The following is a 24,909-nucleotide window of genomic DNA, read 5'->3' as shown; positions in this document are numbered from 1 at the left end:
TATCGTAGTGACACATCCGGGACTGCTAGACAATTAACGCAACCGGTCAAATCCCCTGATATTAAGGTCTTGTTAACACCATTTAATAAAAGCGGCCCTTTAAAAACCAACGAGTTAGGGATGTTTAATGGACGTTAACCATAACCTGAGAAATCCGCCATGAATGTGCCGAAATTTAACGTGATGGCCACGCCGCGCCCGCAGCATGAACGAACGGCGGGATAGACGACGGGAGAATTGGCACATGGCAGCAGTCAGTATTGCGTTTGCGGCACCCGATAATTGCAAGGGTCCACGTCCTTCGCAGGAGCGTCCGGTGGATCTGGTGCATCTGGCAAACCAGACAATGGGCGACAAGAGCCTGGAAATCGAAGTTCTGCAGATGTTTGCGCGGCAGGCGCGGGCGTGCCTGCAGGAGATATCATCCGGCGACGAGAAGATCATCGAGACCGCGGCACACCGCCTCAAGGGCGCCGCCGGCGCCGTGGGTGCGTTCCGCGTTCATGCCGCTGCTGAAGCGCTCGAGGGCAATTGCGGCGATGCTGCCAGCATGGCGGCAGTCGGCATTGCGGTGATCGAAGCCGAGAACTTTATCCTCAAGCTTTGCCGCTGAGCCGCAGGTCAGATACGAGACCCGCTGATCCGTTTCGGGGCAGCGGGTCTTTTTGTGACTGTCGGCATGGCGCATTTTGACAAGCGCGTCGCTTCCCAATCTGGAATGAAAGGCATCGAGCGGTCGATGTTGACTGCCTCGACGATTTGTTGGAAGAAAAAATCCAGACCCTCCCATTGACGACTACCGGAAATCATCATGCCCAAACTGACCATTGTCGCCTTCGACGGCACGCGCTTCGATCTTGATGTCGATCAGGGATCGACCGTTATGGAAAATGCCGTGCGCAATTCGGTGCCGGGCATCGAGGCCGAATGCGGTGGCGCCTGTGCCTGCGCGACCTGTCATGTCTACGTCGACGACGAGTGGACAGAACGCGTCGGTCCGCCTGAGGCGATGGAAGAAGACATGCTCGATTTCGCGTTTGACGTGCGTCCGACGTCGCGCCTATCCTGTCAGATCAGAATGAAGGCAGCCCTGGATGGGCTTACCGTCCACGTGCCCGAGCGCCAGGCCTGATCCACTGCACTCCCCAAAAAAAGCCTCGCTGGCCGCTAGACGAGCGAGGCGAGGTAGGCGCATTACCTACGGACGAGGGAGGATCATCCGCGGCTTCGCAACGCGCCAGGAGAACCCAGCAGCGAAAGTTCGGGCTTACGGACCTGAACTTTCGAATGTTTGAATATTACCGCGTTGTAGTTGATTTAGCTAGACCGAGAAATAACCACTAAATCACTGGGGCGACTGCAGTTTCACACAAGTTTTGTTACGCGGCTAAACTTCTGTGATCGCCTTGAGCTTGAGAATCAGCTACCTTGCGCCGCCGGATATTCTGATCCGATTGTTCAGAAGTCTCATCATTCGACTCTGAAAATTGACGGCTTCGATTCGGTCGAATCGGGCCTGCAGCCGGTCGTGTTCCTCGATGCCGCGTGTCGAAACGTCGGTCACTAATTCCTGCATGCGCTCGCAATTGGGTTGCGGGGGAAGCGCAAGAATCTGCCGTTCCATTGCGCGTGCCTGGTTTCGCGCAATCTCGGCATGACGTTCTTCGTGCCGCTTGATGTCGCTCGAGAGTGCATCCCAAATCATCGACAACTGCTTGCTGGCGCCTTTGCGGTTGGTCCAGCGGGGCAGGATGATCTGAGTGTGGACGGTGACCTTGGCGCTGGCGACCCGGCATCTCCCTCCCGCCTGGACATAGGTGGCGTCGCCGCCGAAGCGGATCTTGGTCGCACCCGGATGGCGAGCCGACGAACCGCTTGCGGTCGGCCCGTTGGTGCTCAGTTGCTGATCGAGTTGGTCCGCGGTTTTGCCCTTGATAGCAAAATAGGAGTAGCTTCGCGTCGCGATCACGGTAGCGGCGGCTGGACTGAACGCTGCTACGGCGATGGAAAAGCCGAGGAGGAGAGGCATATAACGCGATACGGAAAGCATTCTGCAGATACTCATGTTGAAGTTTGCCGGAGCTTGGGGCATAGCCACGACCAGCGCAATATCGCTAGCGTTTTTTTCGATCGATAGGATGAATGCCGTTGGCACAGCTTGGGAGCAGTTTCTGGCGCGTCGGGCATGGTCGTGAGATCGGACTGGGCGCGCGTGCCGTGATCATGGCAATCGTCAACGTGACGCCGGATTCCTTCTCGGACGGCGGGCGATACGAGACCGTCGATGCGGCGGTGACGCGTGCTCTCCAAGCTGCCAACGAGGGCGCTGGGATCATCGATATCGGCGGCGAATCGACACGTCCCGATGCGGATGTCGTCAGCCCTTCCGAAGAACAGGCACGAGTGTTGCCGGTGATCGAGGCACTGCGCGGCAAGACCGATGCGCTGATCTCGATCGACACCTATCGAGCTGAGACCGCGCGGCTTGCCGTGGGCGCAGGGGCGCATATTGTCAACGACGTATTCGGGCTGCAGAAGGAGCGCGAGATCGGGAAGATCGTTGCCGATACCGGCGCAGGACTGTGCCTGATGCATACGGGCCGCGATCGGGAGAAGCTTGCCGATGTGATCGCCGACCAATTTTTCTTTCTCGAACGCTCGCTAGAAATCGCTTCGGCCGCAGGTGTTTCGAGGGATCGCATCGTGCTCGACCCGGGCTTCGGCTTTGCCAAGGATACGGAAGAAAATGTTGAGCTCATGGCGCGTTTCGGCGAGTTGCACCGCTTGGGATTGCCGCTGCTTGCCGGCACCTCGCGCAAACGTTTCATTGGCGCCATCACAGGCCGGCAGGCCGCCGACCGGGATGCGGGAACGGCAGCGACTAGCGTGTTGCTGCGTCTGGCGGGGGCTAGCATTTTTCGCGTACACGATGTCGCAATCAACAGGGATGCTTTGGCCATCGCCGATGCTATGCTCGCGGCCAGCCATAGCTGCGAGCAAGGAAACTTGGCATGAGCACTACGTACACTATTACGCTTCAGAACTGCGCCTTCTTTGCCCGCCATGGCGTTCATGACGAAGAGGAGTTCCTCGGCCAACGTTTCTTTGTGGATGCAGAGCTCGACGTCGTCGCCGGCGATGCCCTGGAGAGCGATTCCATCAATGACACGGTCAACTATGGCATTGCCTTCACCGTGATCGAGGAGATCGTTACGGGTAAGCGTCGCTATCTGATCGAGGCGCTTGCGCTTGATATCGCCAAGGGGCTCTGTTCGAAATTTCCGCAGATCAGGCGTGCAAAAATCACGGTGCGCAAGCCGAACGCACCGGTACCAGGCGTTCTCGATTTCGTTCAGGTGAGCGTCGAACACTTTGCCTGAGGCCATTTTCCAAACCGCAACGCTCGGCCTTGGCGGCAATCTCGGCAAGCCTATTCATGCAATAGCCGTCGCTCTCAGGGCGCTTGGCCAGCGACCCGACTGCCGGGTGGTAGCGGTATCGCGACTCTATCGCACGCCGCCCTGGGGCAAGACCGACCAGTCCTATTTCTTCAACGCTTGCGCTGCCGTCGAGACGACGCTTGGCCCGGAGACGCTTCTCGATGTCTGCTTGGATATCGAACGGGGGATGAAACGAGAGCGTATCGAGCGGTGGGGGCCGCGGACGCTGGACATTGATATTCTGACCTATGCCGATGTGGTTCAATCCGCGCCACGGCTGGAGCTTCCGCACCCGCGCATGACAGATCGCGGCTTCGTGCTGATGCCACTTGCCGACTTTGCTCCGGAGCTGCTTGTCCACGGGGCACCCGTTCGCGAATGGTTGGCGAAGGCCGATGTGCAGGGGATCGAAGTGGCCGATCAGACCAGCAACTGGTGGCATACGGCCTGAAATAGAAAAGCGGCGGAAAGTCCGCCGCTTCAAAAGGCCGCACAAAAAACCTATTCGACAGAACCGACGGTGATTTCGTCGACTTGGCGCGTGAGCGTCAGGCCGATAACAGGGATCATCTGGCTTTCGACCTTGACCGAAACGGTAACGTTCATGGTCTTGTCGTCGCGGACGCGGGCGATCATGGCGCCGTTAAGCTTGGAACGGTTGAGGCCGACGACCACCGTATCCTGGGTAACGGCACCCGATATGACGTCGAGCCCCTTGCCATCGGCGCCATCAAGGAATTTGCCCTTGTAGGAATTGCCAGACTGGGTGATGAGCGCGGTCATCGGCTGCTTGAAGACACCGACCCTGCAGCTTCCGTCAAGCTTGATGCCCGTGCCGCCAGCGCTCACCGGTTCGCCTACGAGATTGCAGGTGAATTTCGTGCCTTTGTACTTGCCGGCAACGATCTCGCCGGGGCCTCTCCAGGCGCCGGCAACGGATTCGAAGAAGGCTTTGTCACGTGTTGCCGCTGTTGCGGACGGAGCCATGTCGGCGACCGGTGACAACGCCACCGCAGCCAGTCCGAAAAGAAGAAGAAACTTGCGTGAATACATGGATTTTCCCTAGCGACACCATCGCTTAACTGGTCCCAAGTTTTGCCGAAAAATGGTTAACGGTTGGTTTCCTGCGAGCCTGAAAGCGCTGAACAACAGTGCGTTCCACAGCTGCCGAACGCCGATAGCGGAGCGCTAGCGCCTTGAATTCATGGCAAGTATTTTCGCGTATCGTTTGACGCGTGGCAAGCACGACAAAACGGTCATTTTCAGGAATTCTTATCACGCGATGTCATGGATGGCGCGAGATCCCCAATGAAGTCGCCGATTCCCGGCCGTTTCAGGGCATGGAACGAAAGGGGACGGCAAAGGTCCATGGCGGCGATTCCGATGCGGGCCGTCATCAGGCCGTTGATAACGCCTTCGCCGAGGCGCGCCGACAGCTTCGACGCCAGCCCATGGCCAAGCACCTGCTGCACGAGGCTATCGCCGACCGCGATCGAGCCGGTCACGGCAAGATGCGCCAGAACGTCTCGCATGAGCCTGATCATGCCGAGCGTTCCCGGCCGCCCTCCGTAGAGATCCGCCATAGCCCGGACGAGTCGGGCGGCCTCATAAAGCACGTAGAGCAAGTCGACGATGGCACGCGGGCTGACGGCGGTGACGATGGAGACTCGCTTCGAGGCATTGACGATCAAGGCCCGCGCCTGCCGGTCGAGGGGCGCCAGAAGCTCGCGTTCCGCGAGGGCGATGAGATGCGGCGCATCGATGATATCGCCCTCTGTCGCTTTCAGCGTGGCGCGGCCCTTGGCCGTCTCGGGCTTGCCGGAGAGCAGGGTTTCCAGCCGTTTGACCAGCGCGCGCGCCTTCGCCGGTTTGGTCTCCACCATGGCGGCCTCGGCTTCGCTTTTGATCGCCTGCACGGCCGTCAGCCGCATCATTCCGGCTGTCTCACGGATAACGATGGCGATCACCGCCAGGATGCCGATTGCGAGTGCCGCAAGCGCTGTATAGCCCAGCCAATCTGCGCGGCTGAAGAGATTGCGGATAAGGCTGTCGGTCCAAAGGCCGAAGGCAAGCGAAAAGAGAATGCCAAATGCCGCCGCTGCGATTTTCGCAAACGAGGTGCCGCGATTGCGCGGGACCGCGACCGGAATTGGAGGGACATCCTTCTCGGGATTGAGAAAAGGATCATCCTCGTCAGCGGTCAACACGATATCGTCTGTAAAGCTACCCGGTCTTTGCTGGCCACGCTTGGTTTCGGTTGTCGGCCGAGCCGGTGCGTCCTCCTCATAGGAAAAGGCGGCCGGTGCGCGGTGTGCGGGATGTTCGGATGGTGGCTTGATCATGTCAGGCGATCTCCGAACAGAAACTGCATGGCACGGTCGAGGCGAATATGCGGGACCGAAAGCTTTATGCCGCCGCCTGTCTCTTCAAGGTGCGGCGGGCGAAAGCGTACGACACTGACATCTGGCAGGGCGATGTCACGGTCTCCAGATTCTATGCGCTCGAACAGGCTCTCTGGATCTTCCGGCAGGTCGCCGGGAAATATCGCCGTCTTCTTGAGGCCGTCAAAGCATTCTCCGCCGATGGTTTCACCCTCCATCGGTGTTCCAACGATTACCGGAAGCTCATGGCCATCGTGTTTCACGGTCGCTTCGCGCGTGGCGCGGACCGAGGCGAGTGCCATGACGTCAATGCCTGCGCCAGCCATACCAATGCGATGCACGGCACGATCGACCAGGCGGCGGGTGAGGGCGTCGAGCCGGTCATGGCTTTCATGGTGCAGGTGGTCGGCCTTCGTTGCCGCGACGAGTACGCGATCGATACGGCGGCCAAGCAATGACGACAGCCAGGAATTCGTGCCCGGACGAAAGCACGCCAGAACGTCCGTCAGGGCGCGTTCGAGGTCCTGTACTGCCTCTGGGCCACGGTTGATAGCCTGCAGCGCATCGACGAGCACAATCTGTCTGTCTAGGCGGGCGAAATGTTCGCGAAAGAAAGGCTTCACCACGACCGATTTGTAGGCCTCGTAGCGCCGCTCCATCATCGCCCAAAGCGATCCTTTTTGCGGTTTGGTTTCCGGTGGAGGCGTGAGCGGCGCAAAGGTAAGTGCGGGCGAGCCATCAAGATCGCCGGGCAGCAGAAAGCGGCCAGGCGGAAGTGTGGAGAGCGAGCGTTCGTCGGCTTTGCAGGCCTTGAGGTAATCGGCAAAAGACGTGGCCAGGTCGCGCGCGCGCATTTCGTCTGCTGGAGCGTTAACGTGCGTGGCGTGGGTGAGGGCCAGCCAATCGCGCGAGAGTTCTGCACGAATGCCCGTTCCCGCCAAGGCGATCGTTTCCTCGCTGAACGCGCGGTAGTCCTTTCCGAGCAACGGCAGGTCCAGAAGCCATTCGCCGGGATAATCGACGATATCGATCGACAGCCGACCCGGCGAGAAGAGACGGTTCCAGGCGCTGGCACTTTGATATTCGAGCGTGATGCGCAATTCGGATATCGCCCGGGTGGAATCGGGCCATACGCGATCCTTCACCAGAGAGCGGATATGATCTTCGTATTGGAAGCGCGGCACGGCGTCATCCGGCTGCTGCTCAAGCCGCACCGCCGAAACACGACCGGACTGCGCAGGCTCGAAGAGCGGCAGGCGGCCACCGTGCAGAAGATTGTGGACCAGGGAGGAAATGAAGACCGTCTTGCCGGAACGCGAGAGGCCGGTGACGCCAAGGCGCACAGTCGGATTGATCAGGCCCGATGCCCGGTCCGCAAGATTGTCCAGGGCGATGCGCGCGTCATCGGAGAAGGAGGTCAGGCTGGGCGGCAAGGCGGAATTCCGGTTCTAATCGTGACAAGCCATATAGGAACCGCAGGTCGATGCGAAAAGACGTTCCGCGAAAAGACCTTAGTCGATCACGAAATCAACAAGGCGCCAGCCTGCCAACCTGCTGTCATAGTCCAGAACTGCAAGGCCGGCAGCCGGAAAGCCGGTCGGCAGTGCCTGACAAAGCGCCTCGTGGCCGATCAGCACTTCTAGCGTTTGCTCCATGGTCGGGTTGTGGCCGACGAGCATCACCGAGCCGACCGCTTCTTGCGCATCGATGATCTCGAGGTAGATGTCCGGTGAGGCATTATAAAGTTCGTCGACGAATCGAAGATCGAGCGTCGAGCCCATAGCCCTGTGCACAGCATCCGCCGTCTCCCGGCAACGCGCTGCTGTCGAACTGAGAAGCAGATCCGGCCTATAGCCCTTGTCGGCCGCCTTGTCGGCGACGATCTCGGCGTCCGCATAGCCTTTCTCGCTCAGCGGGCGGTCGAAATCACGTTGCCCAGGTGCTGCCCAAGCGGCTTCGGCGTGCCGCAGCAGATAGATCCGGGAGGGCGGAGGCGTGATTGCAGCCATAGGAAAATCCACGTCGAAGGGACTTTTTCAGTAACGGGTGAGCGACCCGCGCGTCAACCGTAGCGGAAGGTATTGCCGCCAAATCAGGGGTCGGAAAGTGCGGGGTTACCGGGAGGAGAATATGCGCCCGGCGGAATAGTGGTGAGAAAATAGTCTGTTAGCTCAAAAATATGACAGATTTAAAAAACTGTTCACCTAGCGTATTTGGCTTGAATCAACCGTAGTGCTCGCGATATACACCCGCCAGATGAGATGTTCTTCAGGAGAATCGCGTTGAGTGAGAAGATCGATCTTAGCAACTACGTACCCTCGGAAGAGGAAGAGTTCATGAACGGTAATCAGCGGGCTTACTTCAGAGCCAAGCTGGTCGCCTGGAGGAACGATATTCTGAGAGAGGCGCGCGAAACCCTCGACCATCTGGCGGAGGAAAGCGCAAACCACCCGGATCTTGCTGACAGGGCATCGTCCGAAACCGACCGGGCTATCGAACTGCGTGCCCGCGACCGCCAGAGAAAGCTGATTTCCAAGATCGACGCAGCACTGCAACGTATCGAAGACGGCACCTACGGCTATTGCGAGGAGACCGGCGAGCCAATCGGCCTCAAGCGGCTTGACGCTCGACCGATCGCGACGCTCTCGATCGAGGCCCAAGAGCGGCACGAGCGCCGGGAAAAGGTCTACCGGGACGAATGAGCCCGACATGCTGACAACAAAAAGGGCACCGCGGAAACCGCGGTGCCCTTTTGCTTTGTTCGGTCGGTCCACTATTTGTCGCGATTAACGCTCATCTCGCCGAAGATGCGGGCGACTTCATTTTGAAGTGCGGCATCTGCGCCGGTGAGCGGGGCCATGTCAGGGTCACGGCGAGGCAGGTTTCCAGGCGCCGGGCTAGGCCTTGCCGCGGGCGCTTGCGGTGCCGGTACGATGCGCTCGGCGGCAAGCGTGCTCGTCATCTCCTCCTCGAGTATGCGCTGGAAGTCGCTCGGCTGTACTGCAGGCGCCAGCGTGCCCACTTCGACGAATGCCGATGCGGGCTGCACTGGCGTGGGCGTGTTGCGGACGGGGGTGATCTGGGGCTCGATGCGCTGTTGCGGCAACACCCGCTGGCGGGCGGAATCGAGGATGTCTGCGGCAACCGAGGCCTCGATCGGCGCAGGCGCCTGATGCGGTTCCGGTCGCGGCTCGAACGACGGCGCCGGGCGCGGCGCACGTTCACGTTCGGCGATAACAGGCGGAGGCGAGGGCGGCGTGGCGACGACAACCTGTTCGGGTCGAGCTTCGATCGGCGCGCGTTCGGGCACGTAGGGTTCAACTGGCGTGTGGCTGCGGATCGGCGCATTCTGTGGTTCAGCCGGCGCGATGCGAACAGGTGCTGGCGCCTCGGACGCAGCCTCGAGCTGCGGCGGCATCACGGGGACAGGAACTGGAGCCGGACCCAAAGCCCGAGCAGGTTGATCCGCCGTCGCAGGCGATACCGTGTCGGCAGCCTCGCCAATGCGGCTCTCGATGACGATATCGGTCGGTCCGCCGATCATGATCAGATGCTCAACGTCGTCCCGCCGGACGAGGACGAGACGCCTGCGCGCATCGACAGCCGCCGCATCAAGGACCTGCAGCCGCGGCTGGCGATTGCGGCCGCCGCGCACAAAGGGCGAAGGCGCGCGGCTGCGCATGATCCAGAGCACGACAATCAGCAGCAATAGAGCTATGCCGACGCCGCCGGCGGCGAGAAGGAAGCGGCTCCCATAGGCTCCCATGAGATCATCGAACATCTTGGCTTACTCCCTTCGCGGTTTTGAACCAGCCGGCGACTTTACCACTTCGTAGACAAGTCACGATGGCCTTGTCCAGTCATGCCAACCCGAAGTGGAATTCGAACATGCTTTCTTAACAACGCATTTCAATGGCGAAATTGGCGCTCTTCGCTGTGAATTCAATCAGTCTTCACAGAGACCAGTGTTTTTGCGGAGACCGCAAATTGGTAAGAAGGAAAAGGCGCCTGATTCCTGCTTTGTCTCCGTGTTACGAGTGAAGCCCGGCAGGCCATGCGAGGGAATAGATGACGAGACCGCGTCAGGCCGACGATTATAGCGAACCGCTCTTGGACCGCGGGGGGCGCACGGGAACGGCTTTGCGCATCATCCTGCTTGCGCTTGTGCTCATCGGCGCAGCCGCCGCGTTTGTCGTTTTCAAGAGTTCTCTGGACAATGAAATGGTACTCGGCGTTCTCGGCGTGCTTGCCATGGTCGGGATTTTCTTCCTCGTGTCGTCGGTGATCGGCTTTATCGAAGTCATGCCACAACGGCAGTCCGACAGCCTGGCGCGAGCATTCTTGAACAGCCACCCCGATGGGTCTCTGATAACTGATGAGAAGGGTCGCGTCGTTTATGCGAATGCGGCCTACGGCGAACTGACCGGTGCCCGCAAGGCGACGGAGGTTCAGACGCTTGAAGCGCTGCTGTCGCGGCATCGGGAGTCGAACGAAGCGCTCTATCGTCTCTCCAACGGGCTGCGCGAAGGCCGAGAGGGCAGCGAGGAATTCCGCCTGTTGCGGTCGCTTGGCCCTTCGACGAACGGCGCAGGAGCGCATTGGTACCGCCTGAAAGCGCGGAGCCTGCACAGCGAGGAGATCGGACGCAAGCCGCTGCATATCTGGCAGATCAGCGACATCACCTCCGAGCGCGACGACCAGGAGCGGTTCTTCAAGGAGTTGCAGAATGCGATCGACTATCTCGACCACGCGCCGGCCGGGTTCTTTTCAGCCGGCCGCAAAGGGGAGATCTTCTATCTCAACGCAACACTGGCGGAATGGCTTGGCATCGATCTCACCAAATTCGTTCCCGGTTCGGTAACGATCGGCGACTTCGTTGCGGGCGAGGGACTTGCACTCATTCAGTCGGTGCAGGCCGATCCGGGCCTGAAGAAGACCGTGACGCTCGATCTCGACCTGAAGAAGATGAACGGTCAGAGCTTGCCGGCGCAGATCGTCCACAGCGTGACGTCGATGCGCGATGGTGCGCCTGGAGAAAGCCGGTCGATTGTGCTCACGCGCCAGAAGAGCGGTGAGAGCGATCAGTCCGCGTCGGCGGCTGTGATGCGGTTCACCCGTTTCTTCAACAACACGCCGATGGCGATTGCCTCGGTGGACGGCGAAGGCCGCATCCTGCGCACCAATGCGCCGTTCCTGAAGCTGTTTTCCGGGATAGTCTCCCGGAATGATGTGGAGAACGGCGCTTTGCTCGAAGTCATTGTTCAGGACAGTGACAAGTCGAAGCTGCAGCAGGCGCTTGCGGCGGCGAAGGACCGGCAGGGCGATATCCCTCCGATAGACTCCCGCACGCCAACGGATGAAGCCCGCCATTTCCGTTTCTACGTCAATGCGGTGATCGACCAGAGCGATGAGGCGCCGGAAGAGGCCGCGATCGTCTATGCCGTCGAGGTGACGGAGCAGAAGGCGCTCGAGGCGCAGATGGCGCAGACGCAGAAGATGAACGCGGTCGGCACCCTGGCCGGCGGCATCGCGCACGACTTCAACAACGTTCTGACGGCCATTTTGCTGTCTTCCGATCATTTGCTGCTGCAGGCGCGACCGGCCGACCCTGGCTTTGCCGACCTCATGGAAATCAAGCGCAACGCCAATCGTGCCGCCGTGCTCGTTCGGCAACTGCTGGCGTTCTCGCGCAAGCAGACGATGCGGCCAACGGTGCTCAATCTGACCGATGTGGTCGGCGACCTCAGGATGCTGGTCGACCGTCTGCTTTCCGGTACGAATGTGAAGCTTGACGTCGAGTACGGCCGCGATCTCTGGCCTGTTAAGACCGATCTGTCGCAGTTCGAGCAGGTGCTTATCAACCTCTGCGTCAACGCGCGCGATGCCATGCCGCAGGGCGGCAAGCTGACACTTCGCACGAAGAACGCAACGGCGGAGGAGGTGGCAGCATTCAATTACTCCTACATGCCGCACGAGGACATGGTTCTCATCGAGGTCTCAGACAACGGGACCGGCATCGCGCCCGAGATCATGGACAAGATCTTCGAGCCCTTCTTCACGACGAAGGAGGTGGGCAAGGGAACGGGCCTTGGTCTCGCGATGGTCTACGGCATCGTCAAGCAGTCGGGCGGCTACATTCAGCCGGAGTCGGAAGTCGGCAAGGGTACGACTTTCCGCGTCTTCCTGCCGCGCCACATTGTCGAGCTGGCCGTTGCCGCGGAAGCTGACGCCGTCACGCCCGCCATGGGCGCGCGCGCTGAACAGGCGCCGACACCGGCGGAGCAACCCGAGGATCTGACGGGATCTGCCGTCATTCTGCTCGTCGAGGATGAGGAAGCAGTACGCCGAGGTGGCAAGCGCATGCTCGAGACCCGCGGCTATACGGTTTACGAGGCCGGCTCTGGTGTCGAGGCGCTCGATATCATGGACGAGCTTGAGGGCAAGGTCGACATCGTCGTCTCGGATGTGGTCATGCCGGAGATGGATGGTCCATCACTGCTGCGCGAACTGCGCAAGAACTATCCGGACCTGAAGTTCATCTTCGTTTCGGGCTATGCCGAAGATGCATTCGCGCGCAACCTGCCGCCGGATTCCAAATTCGGCTTCCTGCCGAAGCCGTTCTCCCTGAAGCAGCTTGCTGTCGTCGTCAAGGAGACGCTCGACAGCTAAGGGGCGCCGCGGCGCCCCTATTCAATGATCAACCTGCGAGCGCGACGGCAATTTCAGCCGCCAGTCGGGCATTGTTTTCCACCAGCGCGATGTTGGTCTTAAGGCTCTGGCCGTCGGTCAGGTCAAAGATGGTGCTGAGCAGGTAAGGAGTGACCTCCTTGCCGCTGATTTCGTCGCGTTCGGCGCTGTCGAGCGCCCGCTCGATGTAAATCTCCATTTCTTCCCGCGGGATCTCGTCTGCCTCCGGCACGGGGTTGGCAATCAGCATGCCTCCGTCGATGCCGAGCTGCTCGCGCACCGTCTGGAAGTTGGCGATTGCGGCCGGGCTGTTGAGCGTGAGCGGACTGCGCAATCCGGAGGCGCGCGACCAGAAGGCGGGGAATTCCTCGCTTTCATAGGTGACAACCGGCACGCCCGCGGTTTCGAGCACTTCCAGGGTCTTCGGAATGTCGAGGATTGCCTTGGCGCCGGCGCAAACGACGATGACGCCGGTGCGGCCAAGTTCCTCGAGGTCAGCGGAGACATCGAAGCTTTCCTCGGCACCGCGGTGGACACCACCGATGCCACCGGTGGCGAAGACCTTGATGCCGGCACGTTCGGCGGCGATCATCGTCGCTGCCACGGTCGTCGCGCCGTGACGGCGCTCGGCGATCGCAAAGGCGAGGTCGGCCCGCGAGACCTTCAGGACATCCTTGGCCTGCGCCAGCTGCTCCAGCTGATCGGCTTCGAGGCCGATGTGCAGCGTACCGTGAATGACCGCGATGGTGGCCGGGACGGCACCCTCCTCACGAATGAGCGCCTCGACGCTGCGGGCCATCTCGATGTTGCCGGGGTAGGGCATGCCATGCGTGATGATGGTCGATTCGAGCGCCACAATCGGCGCGCCGCGCTGCTTGGCGCTCGCGACCTCTTTGGAATAGGCGATCGGCAGGAGGGGGGAGATCGGTTTCGTCATTGTCTCTTCCATTTCGTCGGTATTGGCTTCAATGCAAAATTCTCGCCGGTGGAACAAGCGAAAGTGTCTCCCTGACCAAATCCGGGGAGAGGTTTTCATTGACGGCGTACGGAGACTGTACCGTAAGAGCTGCGGCAGCGGCGCCCTCCCGAACGGCATCGGCCAAGGGAATACCGCGCATCAATCCGGAAATAACGCCGGCCGCGAGCGAGTCGCCGGCGCCAGTGACATCTGCAACGCCCTCGAGGTTTACCGGCTGCAGGGCAACGACGCGGCGATCCGCAAAGGCGATCAGCTCGCGCTGGCCGCGCGTGACGACGCCGCCGCGCAACCCGATGTCACCCAGCAGTGATGGCCAGTGCGCCGGATCGTTAGGGCGTTCGCCCGTCAGCGCGGCAGCCTCGGCCTCGTTCAGGAAAAGATAGTCTATCCCTTGAATGCACGGCTTCAGCTTGATTGCCTTCGCCGGCGAGATTGCGATCGCGCCCACCGGCTTGCCGAGCGCTTTAGCGCGCTCGACGATCGACGCCAGGGTCTCTGCCGGCAGGTTGGCATCGAAGAGGATGAAATCAGTGGCGGCAAAGGCATCGCGGACGGCGCGGATCGAGAGCCGGCGCGGCAGGAACATGCGGTAGAGATCCATGTCGGCAAGGGCAATCACCAGGTTTCCGTCGTTCTCGATGATGGCGGTATAACTCGGCGTCTTCCGATCCAGGAAAACGAAGGGGCGATCGTGAACACCTGCGAAATCGGCTGCCTCGCTGACCATCTCGCCGACTGGATCGCCGCCACGGGGCGAGATCATCGTCACGTCGAAGCCCAGCCGGGCAAGGTTGCGCGCCGCATTGAAGCCGCCGCCGCCTGGCTCCTCGAACCATGAGCCCGGATTGCTGGCGCCGGCCACCGTGCCGCCGGATATGCGTCCGCGCCTGTCGATGTGTGCGCCGCCGAGGACAAGAATCTTCTGCTTCATTTCATCGTCCTGCATCACCGGAAAGATACGAATCGTCCCGCCGCCGCCGCCACGTTGGCGACGAGTGCCCTATCTCTAAGCCGTTGCTTTCCATTACTAAAACAAATGTAGAACACAGGCCATTTTACCTTTTTCTTTCAATTATTTGAACCCAGCTTGCGCAGTGAGAACAAATACGGTACAAAATCGAGATCGGCGGCGACATTGCTTGAGCGGCTTCAATAACCTAAAGGTGGATCGAATGTCACAGAATACATTGCGGCTTGTAGAGGACAAATCGGTGGACAAAAGCAAGGCACTTGAAGCGGCACTCTCACAGATCGAGCGGTCGTTCGGCAAGGGCTCTATCATGAAGCTGGGCTCGAACGAGAGCGTGGTCGAGATCGAGACGGTCTCGACGGGCTCTCTCGGGCTCGATATTGCGCTCGGTATCGGCGGACTGCCGAAGGGACGCATCATCGAGATTTACGGGCCGGAAAGCTCGGGCAAGACGACGCTGGCACTGCAGACTATTGCGGAAAGCCAGAAAAAAGGCGGAATCTGCGCCTTCGTCGACGCCGAACACGCGCTCGATCCGGTCTATGCCCGCAAGCTTGGCGTCGATCTGCAGAACCTTCTGATCTCCCAGCCGGATACCGGCGAGCAGGCGCTCGAGATTACCGATACGCTGGTGCGCTCCGGCGCCATCGACGTGCTCGTTGTCGACTCCGTGGCTGCGCTGACGCCGCGCGCTGAAATCGAAGGTGAAATGGGCGATAGCCTGCCGGGGCTTCAGGCACGGCTGATGAGCCAGGCGCTGCGCAAGCTGACGGCTTCGATTTCGAAGTCGAAGACCATGGTCATCTTCATCAACCAGATCCGCATGAAGATCGGCGTTATGTTCGGCTCGCCGGAAACGACGACCGGCGGTAACGCGCTGAAGTTTTATGCTTCCGTTCGTCTCGACATCCGCCGTATCGGCGCGGTCAAGGAACGCGAAGAGGTGATCGGCAACCAGACGCGCGTCAAGGTCGTCAAGAACAAGATGGCGCCTCCCTTCAAGCAGGTCGAATTCGACATCATGTATGGCGAAGGCGTGTCCAAGACCGGCGAGTTGGTCGACCTCGGTGTGAAGGCGGGTATCGTCGAGAAATCGGGTGCCTGGTTCTCCTATAACAGTCAGCGCCTCGGTCAGGGTCGTGAGAACGCGAAGATTTTCCTGCGCGACAATCCGGAGGTTCTACGCGAGATCGAAGCATCGCTTCGCCAGAATGCTGGACTGATCGCTGACCGCTTCCTGCAGAATGGCGGGCCTGATGCAAATGATGGGGACGACGTCGAAGGATAGTTCCCAACAGGTACCGAATAGTTCGAAACCGGCCGCATTCTCGATCAGAATGCGGCCGGTTTTGTTTGTCGGCTGGACAGTGGTTAATGCGAGCGATAAAAGCCACTGGATTTAAGATTTGACCTGCCGATTGGCAGCATTGAAGGGCATAGCATGAGCGGTGTGAATGATATCCGGTCGACCTTCCTCGACTACTTCAAGAAGAACGGCCACGAAATCGTTCCGTCGAGCCCATTGGTGCCACGCAACGATCCGACGCTGATGTTCACCAATGCCGGCATGGTGCAGTTCAAGAACGTTTTCACCGGCCTGGAGCAGCGCCCGTACAAGACCGCCTCGACGGCCCAAAAGTGCGTCCGTGCCGGCGGCAAGCATAACGACCTCGATAATGTCGGCTATACCGCGCGCCATCACACCTTCTTCGAGATGCTCGGTAATTTCTCCTTTGGTGACTACTTCAAGGAGCGGGCGATCGAGCTCGCCTGGAACCTGATCACCAAGGAATTTGCTATCGACGCCAAGCGGTTGTTGGTCACCGTCTACCATACGGACGACGAGGCCTTCAACCTCTGGAAGAAGATTGCGGGTCTGTCGGACGAGAAGATCATCCGTATCCCGACCAGCGACAATTTCTGGGCGATGGGCGATACCGGCCCGTGCGGCCCTTGCTCGGAAATCTTCTATGACCACGGCGATCATATCTGGGGTGGCCCTCCCGGCTCGCCGGAAGAAGACGGCGACCGCTTCATCGAGATTTGGAACCTCGTCTTCATGCAGTACGAGCAGGTCACGAAGGATGAGCGCATCGACCTTCCGCGTCCGTCGATCGACACGGGAATGGGGCTGGAGCGCGTTGCCGCTGTTCTGCAGGGCAAGCATGACAACTACGACATCGACTTGTTCCGCGCTCTGATTGAGGCTTCGGAAGAAGTGACAGGCGTACGGGCAGAGGGCGAGCGTCGTGCAAGCCACCGCGTCATTGCCGACCACCTGCGTTCGTCGGCGTTCCTGATTGCCGACGGCGTATTGCCCTCGAACGAAGGCCGCGGCTATGTGCTTCGTCGCATCATGCGCCGCGCGATGCGGCATGCCGAGCTGCTCGGCGCCCGGGAACCGTTGATCTGGAAGCTGCTCCCGACGCTCGTTCAGGAGATGGGGCGTGCATATCCGGAGCTGGTCCGTGCGGAATCGCTGATCTCCGAGACGCTCAAGCTTGAGGAAACCCGCTTCCGCAAGACGCTGGAGCGTGGCCTTTCCCTGCTGTCCGATGCCACGACGACGCTCGGCAAGGGTGACATGCTCGATGGCGAGACGGCGTTCAAGCTCTACGACACCTATGGCTTCCCGCTTGACCTGACGCAGGATGCGCTTCGCGCCCGCGAAATCGGCGTCGACATATCAGGCTTCACCGACGCGATGGAACGCCAGAAAGCCGAAGCACGCTCGCATTGGGCTGGCTCCGGCGACAAGGCTACCGAGACGATCTGGTTCGAACTCAAGGAAAAACACGGCGCGTCGGAGTTCCTCGGCTACGATACCGAGACCGCAGAAGGCGTTGTTCAGGCCCTTGTGAAGGACGGTGCGTCGGTCGCATCTGCGTCGGCCGGGGACAAGGTTCAGATCGTCGTCAACCAAACGCCATTCTACGGCGAGTCCGGCGGCCAGATGGGCGATACTGGCGTCATTACCTCTGATACGGCCAAGATCGAGATCACGGATACACAGAAGAAGGGCGAGGGCCTCTTTGTCCACATCGGCAGCGTCGTCGAAGGTACCGTGAACGCAGGCGATGCGGTGGCGTTGACGGTCGACCATTGGCGCCGCTCGCGCCTGCGCGCCAACCACTCCGCCACGCACTTGCTGCACGAGGCGCTGCGCGAAGTGCTCGGTACACATGTCGCCCAGAAAGGCTCCTTGGTCGCGCCCGAGCGCCTGCGCTTCGACGTTTCGCATCCGAAGCCGATGACTGCGGACGAACTGAAGGTCGTCGAAGACATGGCGAACGAGATCGTGTTGCAGAATTCGCCGGTCACGACCCGCCTGATGAGTGTCGATGACGCGATTGCCGAGGGCGCCATGGCGCTGTTCGGCGAAAAATATGGCGACGAAGTTCGCGTCGTCGCTATGGGCCAGGGCGTGCGCGGCGCCAAGGCGGGCAAGCCTTATTCGATCGAGCTTTGTGGCGGCACGCATGTCGGCGCGACCGGTCAGATCGGGCTGATCCGCGTTCTGGGCGAAAGCGCGGTTGGCGCTGGCGTGCGCCGTATCGAGGCGGTCACCGGCGAGTCCGCGCGCGAATACCTGGCCGAACAGGACGAGCGCGTCAAATCGCTTGCGACGTCGCTCAAGGTGCAGCCTGCCGATGTTCTTGCTCGTGTCGAGGCGCTGATGGATGAACGCCGCAAGCTGGAGCGCGAACTGGCCGACGCCAAGCGCAAGCTTGCGATGGGCGGCGGGCAGGGCGGTTCTGCCGATGCGGTCCGTGATGTCGCCGGTGTGAAATTCCTCGGCAAGGCGATCTCGGGCGTGGATCCCAAAGATCTCAAGGGTCTCGCTGATGACGGCAAGGCGAGCCTCGGTTCCGGCGTCGTCGCTTTGATCGGCGTTGCCGAAGACGGCAAAGCGAGCGCAGTCGTTGCAGTGACCCCGGACTTGACGGGCCGGTTCAGCGCCGTCGATCTCGTTCGCGTCGCGTCGGCTGCTCTTGGCGGGAAGGGCGGCGGCGGTCGCCCCGATATGGCGCAGGCCGGCGGTCCGGATGGCGCAAAGGCTGACGAGGCGATCGAGGCTGTGGCGGTCGCGCTGGCAAGCTGAGCGAACTGACGTTCTCACGAAACTCTATGGAAGGCGGGGCTGGTCCCCGCCTTTTCATTGGCGGATTCGTCAAAGTCCGCGGGATTTGTCAAATCGCAGTATGGTGTTCTGCAGCCGATCGAGTTGCACGAGGTTCAGACATGAATGGCGAAACGGCATGGGCACTCTGCGAGCACCGTCTGCGACGGGTATCGGCCTATATCCATGATCATCTCGACGAAGAGCTCGACATGGACAGACTTGCCGAAATCGCCTGCATGTCGAGCTACCACTGGCACAGGATCTATCGGGCGGTTCACGGCGAAACGCTTGCGGCGACCGTCAAGCGGTGCGGCTGCATCGCGCCGCCGGCGACATCGTGCGCACAGGTCTTTCTGTCGGGGAAATCGCAAAGCGATCGGGCTATCCCAACCTCCAGTCCTTCAACCGTATCTTCAAATCGGTCTACGGCATGCCGCCGGCGCAATACCGGAAAGAGGGAAGCCACAAAGCCTTTGAGCCCTCACCCAACGGAAAGACTGCAGCCATGTTTGACGTTACCTTACGGAAGATTGAACCAATTCAATTGCTTGGCGTGCCGCATGTCGGCTCGTACATGCAGATCAGCCAGGCGTTCGAGACCTTGTTCGGCACGCTTAATGCGCGTGGGCTTGCCAAGCCTACGATGCGCATGATCGGTGTCTATCTCGACGATCCCGACATTGTGCCGGCCGAAAAGCTGCGGTCGGTCGCATGTGTGACCACCGACGGCGAGATTACCGTCACGGCGCCGTTCGAACGCCGCGTGCTGGACGGCGGGGAGTATGCGGTGCTGCGCCACAAAGGCCCCTATGCTGACATGCACAAGGCTTACCAGTGGCTCTATGCGGAATGGTTGCCCGCTTCAGGCCGGCAGCTTCGCGACGGTGTGATGTTCGAGGAGTATCTCAATAACCCACGCGATGTGCCGCCGACCGAGCTTTTGACTGACATCCACATGCCGCTTACCTGAGCCTCTGGTCGCTACTGGGCGATCTTCATGGCCTCGTCATCGATTGCGACGGCGCGCTTATGGGCCGGGCGATCGGTGACTCGCCCGAGATAATCGACAAAGGCCTGCCGCTTCTCGATGGTGCCGAAGCCCAGGCCCCAGCCAATATGCGAGCCGACGTAGACGTCGGCTGCCGTGAAGCGATCTCCGGCAACGTAGGGCGTGGTACTGACGGCGGTCTCCAGCGTGTTCATCACATCGGCGAAGCTGCCATATCCCGCCATCCGGGCTTTGTCGGGAGGCGTTTCAAAGCCCAATGCCTTGTTGGTGGCTGCGGCTTCGAGCGGTCCGGCGGTAAAGAACATCCAGCGATAGTAGCTGCCGCGTTCATCCGGCTTTGGAGCAAGGTTTGCCTCGGGGAAGGCGTCAGCGAGGTAGGCGCAGATTGCGGCGCACTCGGTGACGACCGTCTTGCCATGCCGGACCGCGGGAACCTTGCCCATCGGGTTGATGGCAAGGTACTCCGGCGACTTCATGGTTCCGCCAAAGGTCATGATTTCTGTTTTGTAAGGTACGCCGGTCTCCTCCAGCATCCAGCGGGCGATGCGACCACGCGACATGGGGTTCGTATAGAATACCAGTTCGTCTGCCATGCACTCCTCCTCATTTTCTATTTACGCTCCTTGGATCCGAACATAGCGTATCAAGCCCGGCCACCAGGGAGATAGGACAGAGAGGCCCAGCGCAAAGTCCGCAACTATTTAGAGCGCCTTGCGATATTGGATGAAGCCAGATCGCTCGGCGATCCTGTCGTAGAGTTTTCGCGCCGTTGCGTTTGTTTCGTGCGTCATCCAGTAGAGTCGACCGGCACCATGTTCACGGGCGAGATCGGCGACGGCGTCGATGAGAGACGCGCCGGTGCCGAGACCGCGCTGCGTGTCGTCGACATAGAGATCCTGCAGATAGCAGGTCCACTTTGGCAGCCAGGTCGAGCGATGGAAGATGGCGTGGACTATGCCGACGAGGCGGCCGCTATCGTCGAAGGCGCCGAGCGCGTGCATGTCCTCGGCGGGGTCCTGAAAGCGACCCCAGGTCAGATCCGTCGTCTCCGGCGGAATGACGACCTCGTAGAAGCGCTGATAGCCGGCCCAAAGCGGCTCCCAGGCGGCGCGGTCGGATGGTTGTAGCGGACGGATCGTTGTGGTCATTGTTCGCGTTCCCCTTTGACGTCGCTGAAACGAAAACGGCGGGGAAATCCCCGCCGCACCGTTCGCATATCGCTGATGGCTTAAGCCATGGCCTTCTGCAGGTTCGCGTCGATCTTATCGAGGAAGGCGGTGGTCGACAGCCAAGGTTGATCGGGGCCGATAAGCAGCGCCAGATCCTTGGTCATGAAGCCGGCTTCGACTGTGTCGACGCAGACCTTTTCGAGCGTGGCCGCGAACTTTGCGAGTTCGGCATTGTCGTCGAGCTTGGCGCGGTGAGCGAGGCCACGGGTCCAGGCGAAGATCGAGGCGATCGAGTTCGTCGAGGTTTCCTGGCCCTTCTGGTGCTGGCGGTAGTGGCGGGTAACCGTGCCGTGTGCGGCTTCGGCTTCGACGGTCTTGCCATCCGGGGTGAGCAGAACCGAGGTCATCAGGCCGAGCGAGCCGAAGCCCTGTGCGACCGTGTCGGACTGGACGTCGCCGTCATAGTTCTTGCACGCCCAGACGTAGCCGCCAGACCACTTCAGAGCGGATGCGACCATGTCGTCGATCAGCCGGTGTTCGTAGGTGATGCCGACTTCCTTGAACTGATCCTTGAATTCGGTCTGGTAGACTTCTTCGAAGATGTCCTTGAAGCGACCGTCGTAGGCCTTGAGGATGGTGTTCTTGGTCGACAGATAGACCGGCCACTTGCGCATCAGGCCGTACATCATCGAGGCGCGGGCGAACTCGCGGATCGACTCGTCGAGGTTGTACATAGCCATGGCCACGCCGGCGCCCGGGGCGTCGAAGACTTCCTTTTCGATGACCTGGCCGTCTTCACCGACGAACTTGATGGTCAGCTTGCCTTTGCCGGGGAATTTGAAGTCGGTGGCTCGGTACTGGTCGCCGAAAGCGTGACGGCCAACGACGATCGGCTTGGTCCAGCCGGGAACGAGGCGCGGAACGTTCTGGCAGATGATCGGCTCGCGAAAGATGACGCCGCCGAGGATGTTGCGGATCGTGCCGTTCGGGCTCTTCCACATCTGCTTGAGGTTGAATTCCTTGACGCGGTCTTCGTCGGGCGTGATCGTCGCGCACTTGATGCCGACGCCGTGCTTCTTGATGGCGTTGGCGGCGTCGATCGTGACCTGGTCGTTGGTGGCGTCGCGGTTTTCGACGGAGAGGTCGAAGTAGTCGATGTCGAGGTCAAGATACGGATGGATCAGCTTATCCTTGATGAGCTGCCAAATGATGCGAGTCATTTCATCGCCGTCGAGATCGGCGACGGGATTGGCGACCTTGATCTTCTTCATGTATCTGCCTCGTTAAGCTTAGAAGGGACGGGCGTCCCGGGTGGGTGATATCAAATCCCGAGCGCTATAGCATTGTGCGCCGGGAGTGCAAAGCCGGAAGCGGGCGGGGCGGCGTTTTTGCGGCCATTGCCAAGCCGACGAAAATGGCTAGTCTCCGCCGCGAAACCATTGCCCGGATATTCGTCATGAAGAAGATTTCTCTTGCCCTGGCCGTCCTTCTCGGCTCGACCGCACTGATCCTTGCCGCCGACGTTACGGCACCGGTCAAGGAGATCATGGATGCAACGATCAAGAACTGGTCGGGTGCGGACAGCGACTGGATCGACATCTTCGATGCAAGCAAGCTTTCGACGCTGTATAGCAAGGACTTCGTGACCAAATACCAGGCCGCGATCCAGAATCCGGCTGCCGACGAAGACGGGGTTTCGCCTTTCGACTACGACGTCATCGTTAATGGCGAGGATGCATGTCCTCTCGAGGATTTGACGTATACGCCGAAGCCTGGCGCTGACGGGGCGACGGAAGTGATTGTCACTTTCAAGAAGGCGACATGCATGGATGACGGATCGGACAAGCAGGCCGTGACCACCGTGCGGTTCGAGATGCGCGACGAGGCCGGCAAACCTGTGATCGATGACATCGTCACCGAGGGTGATCCTGGGCAGCCACCAAATTCGCTCAAGAACACCATGGTGCAGATCGCCAAGGGCCAGTGATGGCTCCGATAACTTAGGGCCGCACTTTTCCGAGATGGTCGGTGCGCTAGGTTCTCACCGTCGGGTAACGGTTACGTGGAGGGACGGCGAAGCCGTCCGTTGGTACTTGTCGAAAACTGCCTCTATCATTGGCTGTCTGAGGGGCGCGAATGAGGGGCCAGAGCAGCTTGCTTTCCGGTTTTGACTTTCGTGACTGGTTGCTCGCCCACGACCCGGCGCTGTCGTGTCTGCGAATGGCGTCGCGTGTGACGCTGACGATAGCGCTTTCATTTGCGGCGCTGCTCGCAATCCACCATCAGCTGTTTCCGCTGCCAACCGCCGCCTACGGTCTCGGCATTGTCTTGTCGATCGAAGGCGGCGTCGCGGTAAAAGACAAGGGCAGCGCGCCGCAGCTTGTGACGCGTTTATTTGGTTGCGTGGCGAGTGTCTGCGTTGTTGGCCTTGCTGCGGCGCTGGAAGCAAATCGCCCTGTCTCAGACGCAGCCTTCCTGCTCATCATCTTTCTTGCCGCGGCCGGACGGGTGTTCGGCCCGCGGGGGCATGCGATCGGCATGTTCGCCTTCACATCCTATTTCATGGGTGCTTACTTCCGCCCGTCCATTGCAGAGCTGCCGCTGATTGCAATCGGACCGGTCGCTCCGGCGCTGATCGGGCATGTTGTGCGTTCTGTCGTGCTTCCCGATGATTGGCGTCGGGATCTCTTGCGTTCGCTGGAAAGCGTACGCGGCCGCATCAACCAGATTCTATTCAAGATCGCGGTAATCGCGTCCGTGGGGCGAATGACGGACAAAGATGCGCAGGAACTGCGCCAGCTGGAGGAGCGCCTGAAGGAAGTCGTGCTCATGGCGGAGGGCTTCATTCCCCGGCCACCGACGGGTGTGTTCGATGCCGGCACGGAGCCCGCCGGCGAGTTGGCTATCCGCCTGTTCGACGCTCACCTTGCCGCCGAGAGCGCGATCGTATTGAGTTCGCAAAGCGTGCCGCCGTTTGCTCTCGTTCACGCCATCATCGAGGGAGATCCCATCCCCAGGACGCCGGTGACGCCCGATGAATTGCAAGCTGAGACGAGCCAGGCATTGATCCGCCTCGGTGAGGCGCGCGCGCTGCTCGCGCGGACGATCGAAAAGGGCTACTCGACCGGATTTGCCGAGGTCGCTGCCGTGACAGAAACGGATGGCGCCCCGGCCAAGATCGACTTTTCGCTGGCCAATCCCCTGATCCGTTCGGCGCTGCAGGTAACGCTAGCATCCGCGATCGCGATGACGTTCGGCTTGATGCTATCGCGCGAGCGCTGGTTTTGGGCCGTGCTCGCTTCCTTCCTGGTGTTCACCAACACGAACTCCCGTGGCGACACCGCGATGAAGGCCCTGCAGCGTTCCCTTGGGACGCTCTTTGGGATTGCGATGGGGCTGGTCTTGGCGACGTTTCTCACGACGCATGTGGTAGCTGCGCTGGCGGTCACGACGGTTGCCATTTTCCTCGCGTTCTATTTCCTGCAGACGTCCTACGCGACGATGACCTTCTTCGTCTCAATCGCGCTCTGCCTGGTCTACGGGATGATCGGGACGCTGACGGTCGACCTGCTCATGCTGCGTATCGAAGAAACGATGCTTGGGGCCGCGGCGGGCACGTTCGTCGCATTCGTCGTCTTTCCGGCGCGAACACGGGGGGCGCTCGATGTCGCGCTAGGCAAATGGTTTGCGGCGCTGGAGGAGCTGCTTTCGGCCGCGGCTGCGAGGGAAGCGACAGATTTGCTGATCGCTCTTTCGCAAAAGCTGGACGCTGCCTACCGCGATCTAACAGCTGCAGCACGTCCTCTCGGTTCGACCTGGTCAGTTGTCACCAGACCGGGACACACCCGGCAGACGCTGGCAATCTTTCTCGCGGCGACCTATTGGGCGCGGATCATGGCCAAAGACGACGGGGGCCCTGCGTGCGATGCCGAGAGCATTAAGCTGATGAACGCAGAGCTCCAACGCGTGACGCTTCTGGCAGGGCGTCAGTCGGAGTGTTTTTTCGTCGACCGAAAGACTAGCAGTGCGCCCGCACGGCACCTGGCGCTGTCACGTGCCGGCGCGCGCCTGGGCGTGGAGATGATTACTTCGACGTTGGACAGGCTCTACCCGAACGCTTGACCCTTGCCGTTTTGGCCTGGCTTGTCTAT

Annotated in this window: 22 protein-coding genes and 1 pseudogene; 12 read left to right on the top strand and 11 right to left on the bottom strand. The window is 60.4% G+C overall.

Annotation, left to right across the window (positions count from 1 at the left end; translation table 11 throughout):
- Positions 1-244: 244 nt before the first annotated feature.
- Complete coding sequence (locus tag ACSQ9D_RS08475; RefSeq protein ID WP_024312781.1) at positions 245-613, top strand: Hpt domain-containing protein; 369 nt, start codon at positions 245-247, stop codon at positions 611-613.
- A gap of 198 nt (positions 614-811) precedes the next feature.
- Positions 812-1,132, top strand: coding sequence for a 2Fe-2S iron-sulfur cluster-binding protein (locus ACSQ9D_RS08470; RefSeq protein WP_024312780.1), 321 nt, complete (start codon positions 812-814; stop codon positions 1,130-1,132).
- A gap of 291 nt (positions 1,133-1,423) precedes the next feature.
- Here ACSQ9D_RS08470 and ACSQ9D_RS08465 read toward each other — a convergent pair whose 3' ends face one another.
- Complete coding sequence (locus ACSQ9D_RS08465) at positions 1,424-2,050, bottom strand: DUF922 domain-containing Zn-dependent protease (protein WP_436283793.1); 627 nt, start codon at positions 2,048-2,050, stop codon at positions 1,424-1,426.
- Positions 2,051-2,142: 92 nt separating this feature from the next.
- Between ACSQ9D_RS08465 and folP the strand changes: the two genes are divergently transcribed.
- From folP to folK, 3 genes are read left to right on the top strand one after another with little or no spacing between them, the layout of a single operon-like run.
- Positions 2,143-3,015 (top strand): dihydropteroate synthase, encoded by an 873-nt coding sequence (gene folP / locus ACSQ9D_RS08460; protein ID WP_436281856.1) that lies wholly within the window; start codon positions 2,143-2,145, stop codon positions 3,013-3,015.
- Positions 3,012-3,380, top strand: coding sequence for a dihydroneopterin aldolase (gene folB / locus ACSQ9D_RS08455; protein ID WP_436281855.1), 369 nt, complete (start codon positions 3,012-3,014; stop codon positions 3,378-3,380). Before folP ends, folB begins: the two co-directional genes overlap by 4 nt.
- Positions 3,373-3,891, top strand: coding sequence for a 2-amino-4-hydroxy-6-hydroxymethyldihydropteridine diphosphokinase (folK, locus tag ACSQ9D_RS08450; RefSeq protein ID WP_436281854.1), 519 nt, complete (start codon positions 3,373-3,375; stop codon positions 3,889-3,891). The genes folB and folK overlap by 8 nt, the downstream gene beginning before the upstream one ends.
- 50 nt (positions 3,892-3,941) lie before the next feature.
- Here folK and ACSQ9D_RS08445 read toward each other — a convergent pair whose 3' ends face one another.
- From ACSQ9D_RS08445 to ACSQ9D_RS08430, 4 genes are all read right to left on the bottom strand, one after another.
- The gene (locus ACSQ9D_RS08445; protein WP_024312775.1) at positions 3,942-4,493 is read right to left on the bottom strand and encodes a hypothetical protein; all 552 of its coding nucleotides are present in this window, start codon (positions 4,491-4,493) and stop codon (positions 3,942-3,944) included.
- 209 nt (positions 4,494-4,702) lie between these two features.
- Entirely contained in the window at positions 4,703-5,782 is a 1,080-nt protein-coding gene (locus ACSQ9D_RS08440; RefSeq protein WP_436281853.1) for a YcjF family protein, read from the bottom strand.
- Positions 5,779-7,254 carry a YcjX family protein gene (locus ACSQ9D_RS08435; RefSeq protein ID WP_436281852.1) on the bottom strand — a complete coding sequence of 492 codons (1,476 nt, stop codon included), beginning with the start codon at positions 7,252-7,254 and terminating at the stop codon, positions 5,779-5,781. Before ACSQ9D_RS08435 ends, ACSQ9D_RS08440 begins: the two co-directional genes overlap by 4 nt.
- Before the next feature lie 78 nt (positions 7,255-7,332).
- Positions 7,333-7,830 (bottom strand): SixA phosphatase family protein, encoded by a 498-nt coding sequence (locus tag ACSQ9D_RS08430; RefSeq protein WP_436281851.1) that lies wholly within the window; start codon positions 7,828-7,830, stop codon positions 7,333-7,335.
- Positions 7,831-8,103: 273 nt separating this feature from the next.
- Between ACSQ9D_RS08430 and dksA the strand changes: the two genes are divergently transcribed.
- Positions 8,104-8,523 (top strand): RNA polymerase-binding protein DksA, encoded by a 420-nt coding sequence (dksA, locus tag ACSQ9D_RS08425; RefSeq protein WP_024312771.1) that lies wholly within the window; start codon positions 8,104-8,106, stop codon positions 8,521-8,523.
- A gap of 71 nt (positions 8,524-8,594) precedes the next feature.
- Here the strand turns inward: dksA and ACSQ9D_RS08420 are convergent, their stop codons facing one another.
- Complete coding sequence (locus ACSQ9D_RS08420; protein ID WP_436281850.1) at positions 8,595-9,602, bottom strand: flagellar biosynthetic protein FliO; 1,008 nt, start codon at positions 9,600-9,602, stop codon at positions 8,595-8,597.
- Positions 9,603-9,889: 287 nt separating this feature from the next.
- Between ACSQ9D_RS08420 and cckA the strand changes: the two genes are divergently transcribed.
- A complete protein-coding gene (gene cckA, locus ACSQ9D_RS08415) occupies positions 9,890-12,490 on the top strand; it encodes a cell cycle histidine kinase CckA (protein ID WP_436281849.1) in 2,601 nt (866 codons plus the stop codon).
- A 28-nt stretch (positions 12,491-12,518) separates the two neighbouring features.
- On the opposite strand, the gene ACSQ9D_RS08410 is transcribed toward cckA, so the two are convergent.
- Complete coding sequence (locus tag ACSQ9D_RS08410) at positions 12,519-13,445, bottom strand: pseudouridine-5'-phosphate glycosidase (protein WP_208250316.1); 927 nt, start codon at positions 13,443-13,445, stop codon at positions 12,519-12,521.
- Between the two features lie 28 nt (positions 13,446-13,473).
- On the bottom strand, positions 13,474-14,418 hold the full coding sequence (locus ACSQ9D_RS08405) for a carbohydrate kinase family protein (RefSeq protein WP_436281848.1): 945 nt from the start codon (positions 14,416-14,418) through the stop codon (positions 13,474-13,476).
- A 241-nt stretch (positions 14,419-14,659) separates the two neighbouring features.
- Here ACSQ9D_RS08405 and recA point away from each other — a divergent pair, with 241 nt between their 5' ends.
- The 3 genes and pseudogenes from recA (at position 14,660) to ACSQ9D_RS08390 (ending at position 19,550) form a co-directional block, all read left to right on the top strand.
- On the top strand, positions 14,660-15,745 hold the full coding sequence (gene recA, locus ACSQ9D_RS08400; RefSeq protein WP_024312766.1) for a recombinase RecA: 1,086 nt from the start codon (positions 14,660-14,662) through the stop codon (positions 15,743-15,745).
- Positions 15,746-15,898: 153 nt separating this feature from the next.
- Positions 15,899-18,559 (top strand): alanine--tRNA ligase, encoded by a 2,661-nt coding sequence (gene alaS, locus ACSQ9D_RS08395; RefSeq protein WP_436281847.1) that lies wholly within the window; start codon positions 15,899-15,901, stop codon positions 18,557-18,559.
- Positions 18,560-18,699: 140 nt separating this feature from the next.
- A pseudogene (locus ACSQ9D_RS08390) lies at positions 18,700-19,550 on the top strand (AraC family transcriptional regulator).
- Between the two features lie 11 nt (positions 19,551-19,561).
- Here ACSQ9D_RS08390 and ACSQ9D_RS08385 read toward each other — a convergent pair.
- The 3 genes from ACSQ9D_RS08385 to ACSQ9D_RS08375 form a co-directional block, all read right to left on the bottom strand.
- On the bottom strand, positions 19,562-20,182 hold the full coding sequence (locus ACSQ9D_RS08385) for a glutathione S-transferase family protein (protein WP_436281846.1): 621 nt from the start codon (positions 20,180-20,182) through the stop codon (positions 19,562-19,564).
- Between the two features lie 108 nt (positions 20,183-20,290).
- Entirely contained in the window at positions 20,291-20,737 is a 447-nt protein-coding gene (locus ACSQ9D_RS08380) for an N-acetyltransferase family protein (RefSeq protein ID WP_436281845.1), read from the bottom strand.
- 80 nt (positions 20,738-20,817) lie between these two features.
- Positions 20,818-22,029, bottom strand: a complete 1,212-nt coding sequence (locus ACSQ9D_RS08375; protein ID WP_436281844.1) for an NADP-dependent isocitrate dehydrogenase — start codon at positions 22,027-22,029, stop codon at positions 20,818-20,820.
- A 185-nt stretch (positions 22,030-22,214) separates the two neighbouring features.
- Between ACSQ9D_RS08375 and ACSQ9D_RS08370 the strand changes: the two genes are divergently transcribed.
- Entirely contained in the window at positions 22,215-22,745 is a 531-nt protein-coding gene (locus tag ACSQ9D_RS08370; protein ID WP_436281843.1) for a hypothetical protein, read from the top strand.
- Between the two features lie 149 nt (positions 22,746-22,894).
- Positions 22,895-24,880 (top strand): FUSC family protein, encoded by a 1,986-nt coding sequence (locus tag ACSQ9D_RS08365; RefSeq protein ID WP_436281842.1) that lies wholly within the window; start codon positions 22,895-22,897, stop codon positions 24,878-24,880.
- The last annotated feature ends 29 nt before the right edge of the window (positions 24,881-24,909 follow it).

The sequence above is a fragment of the Rhizobium sp. LjRoot258 genome (assembly GCF_964254185.1).
GTDB lineage: Bacteria > Pseudomonadota > Alphaproteobacteria > Rhizobiales > Rhizobiaceae > Rhizobium.
The sequence above is the reverse complement of the archived record's forward strand: the minus strand, read 5'-3'. Positions and strand labels throughout refer to the sequence as shown.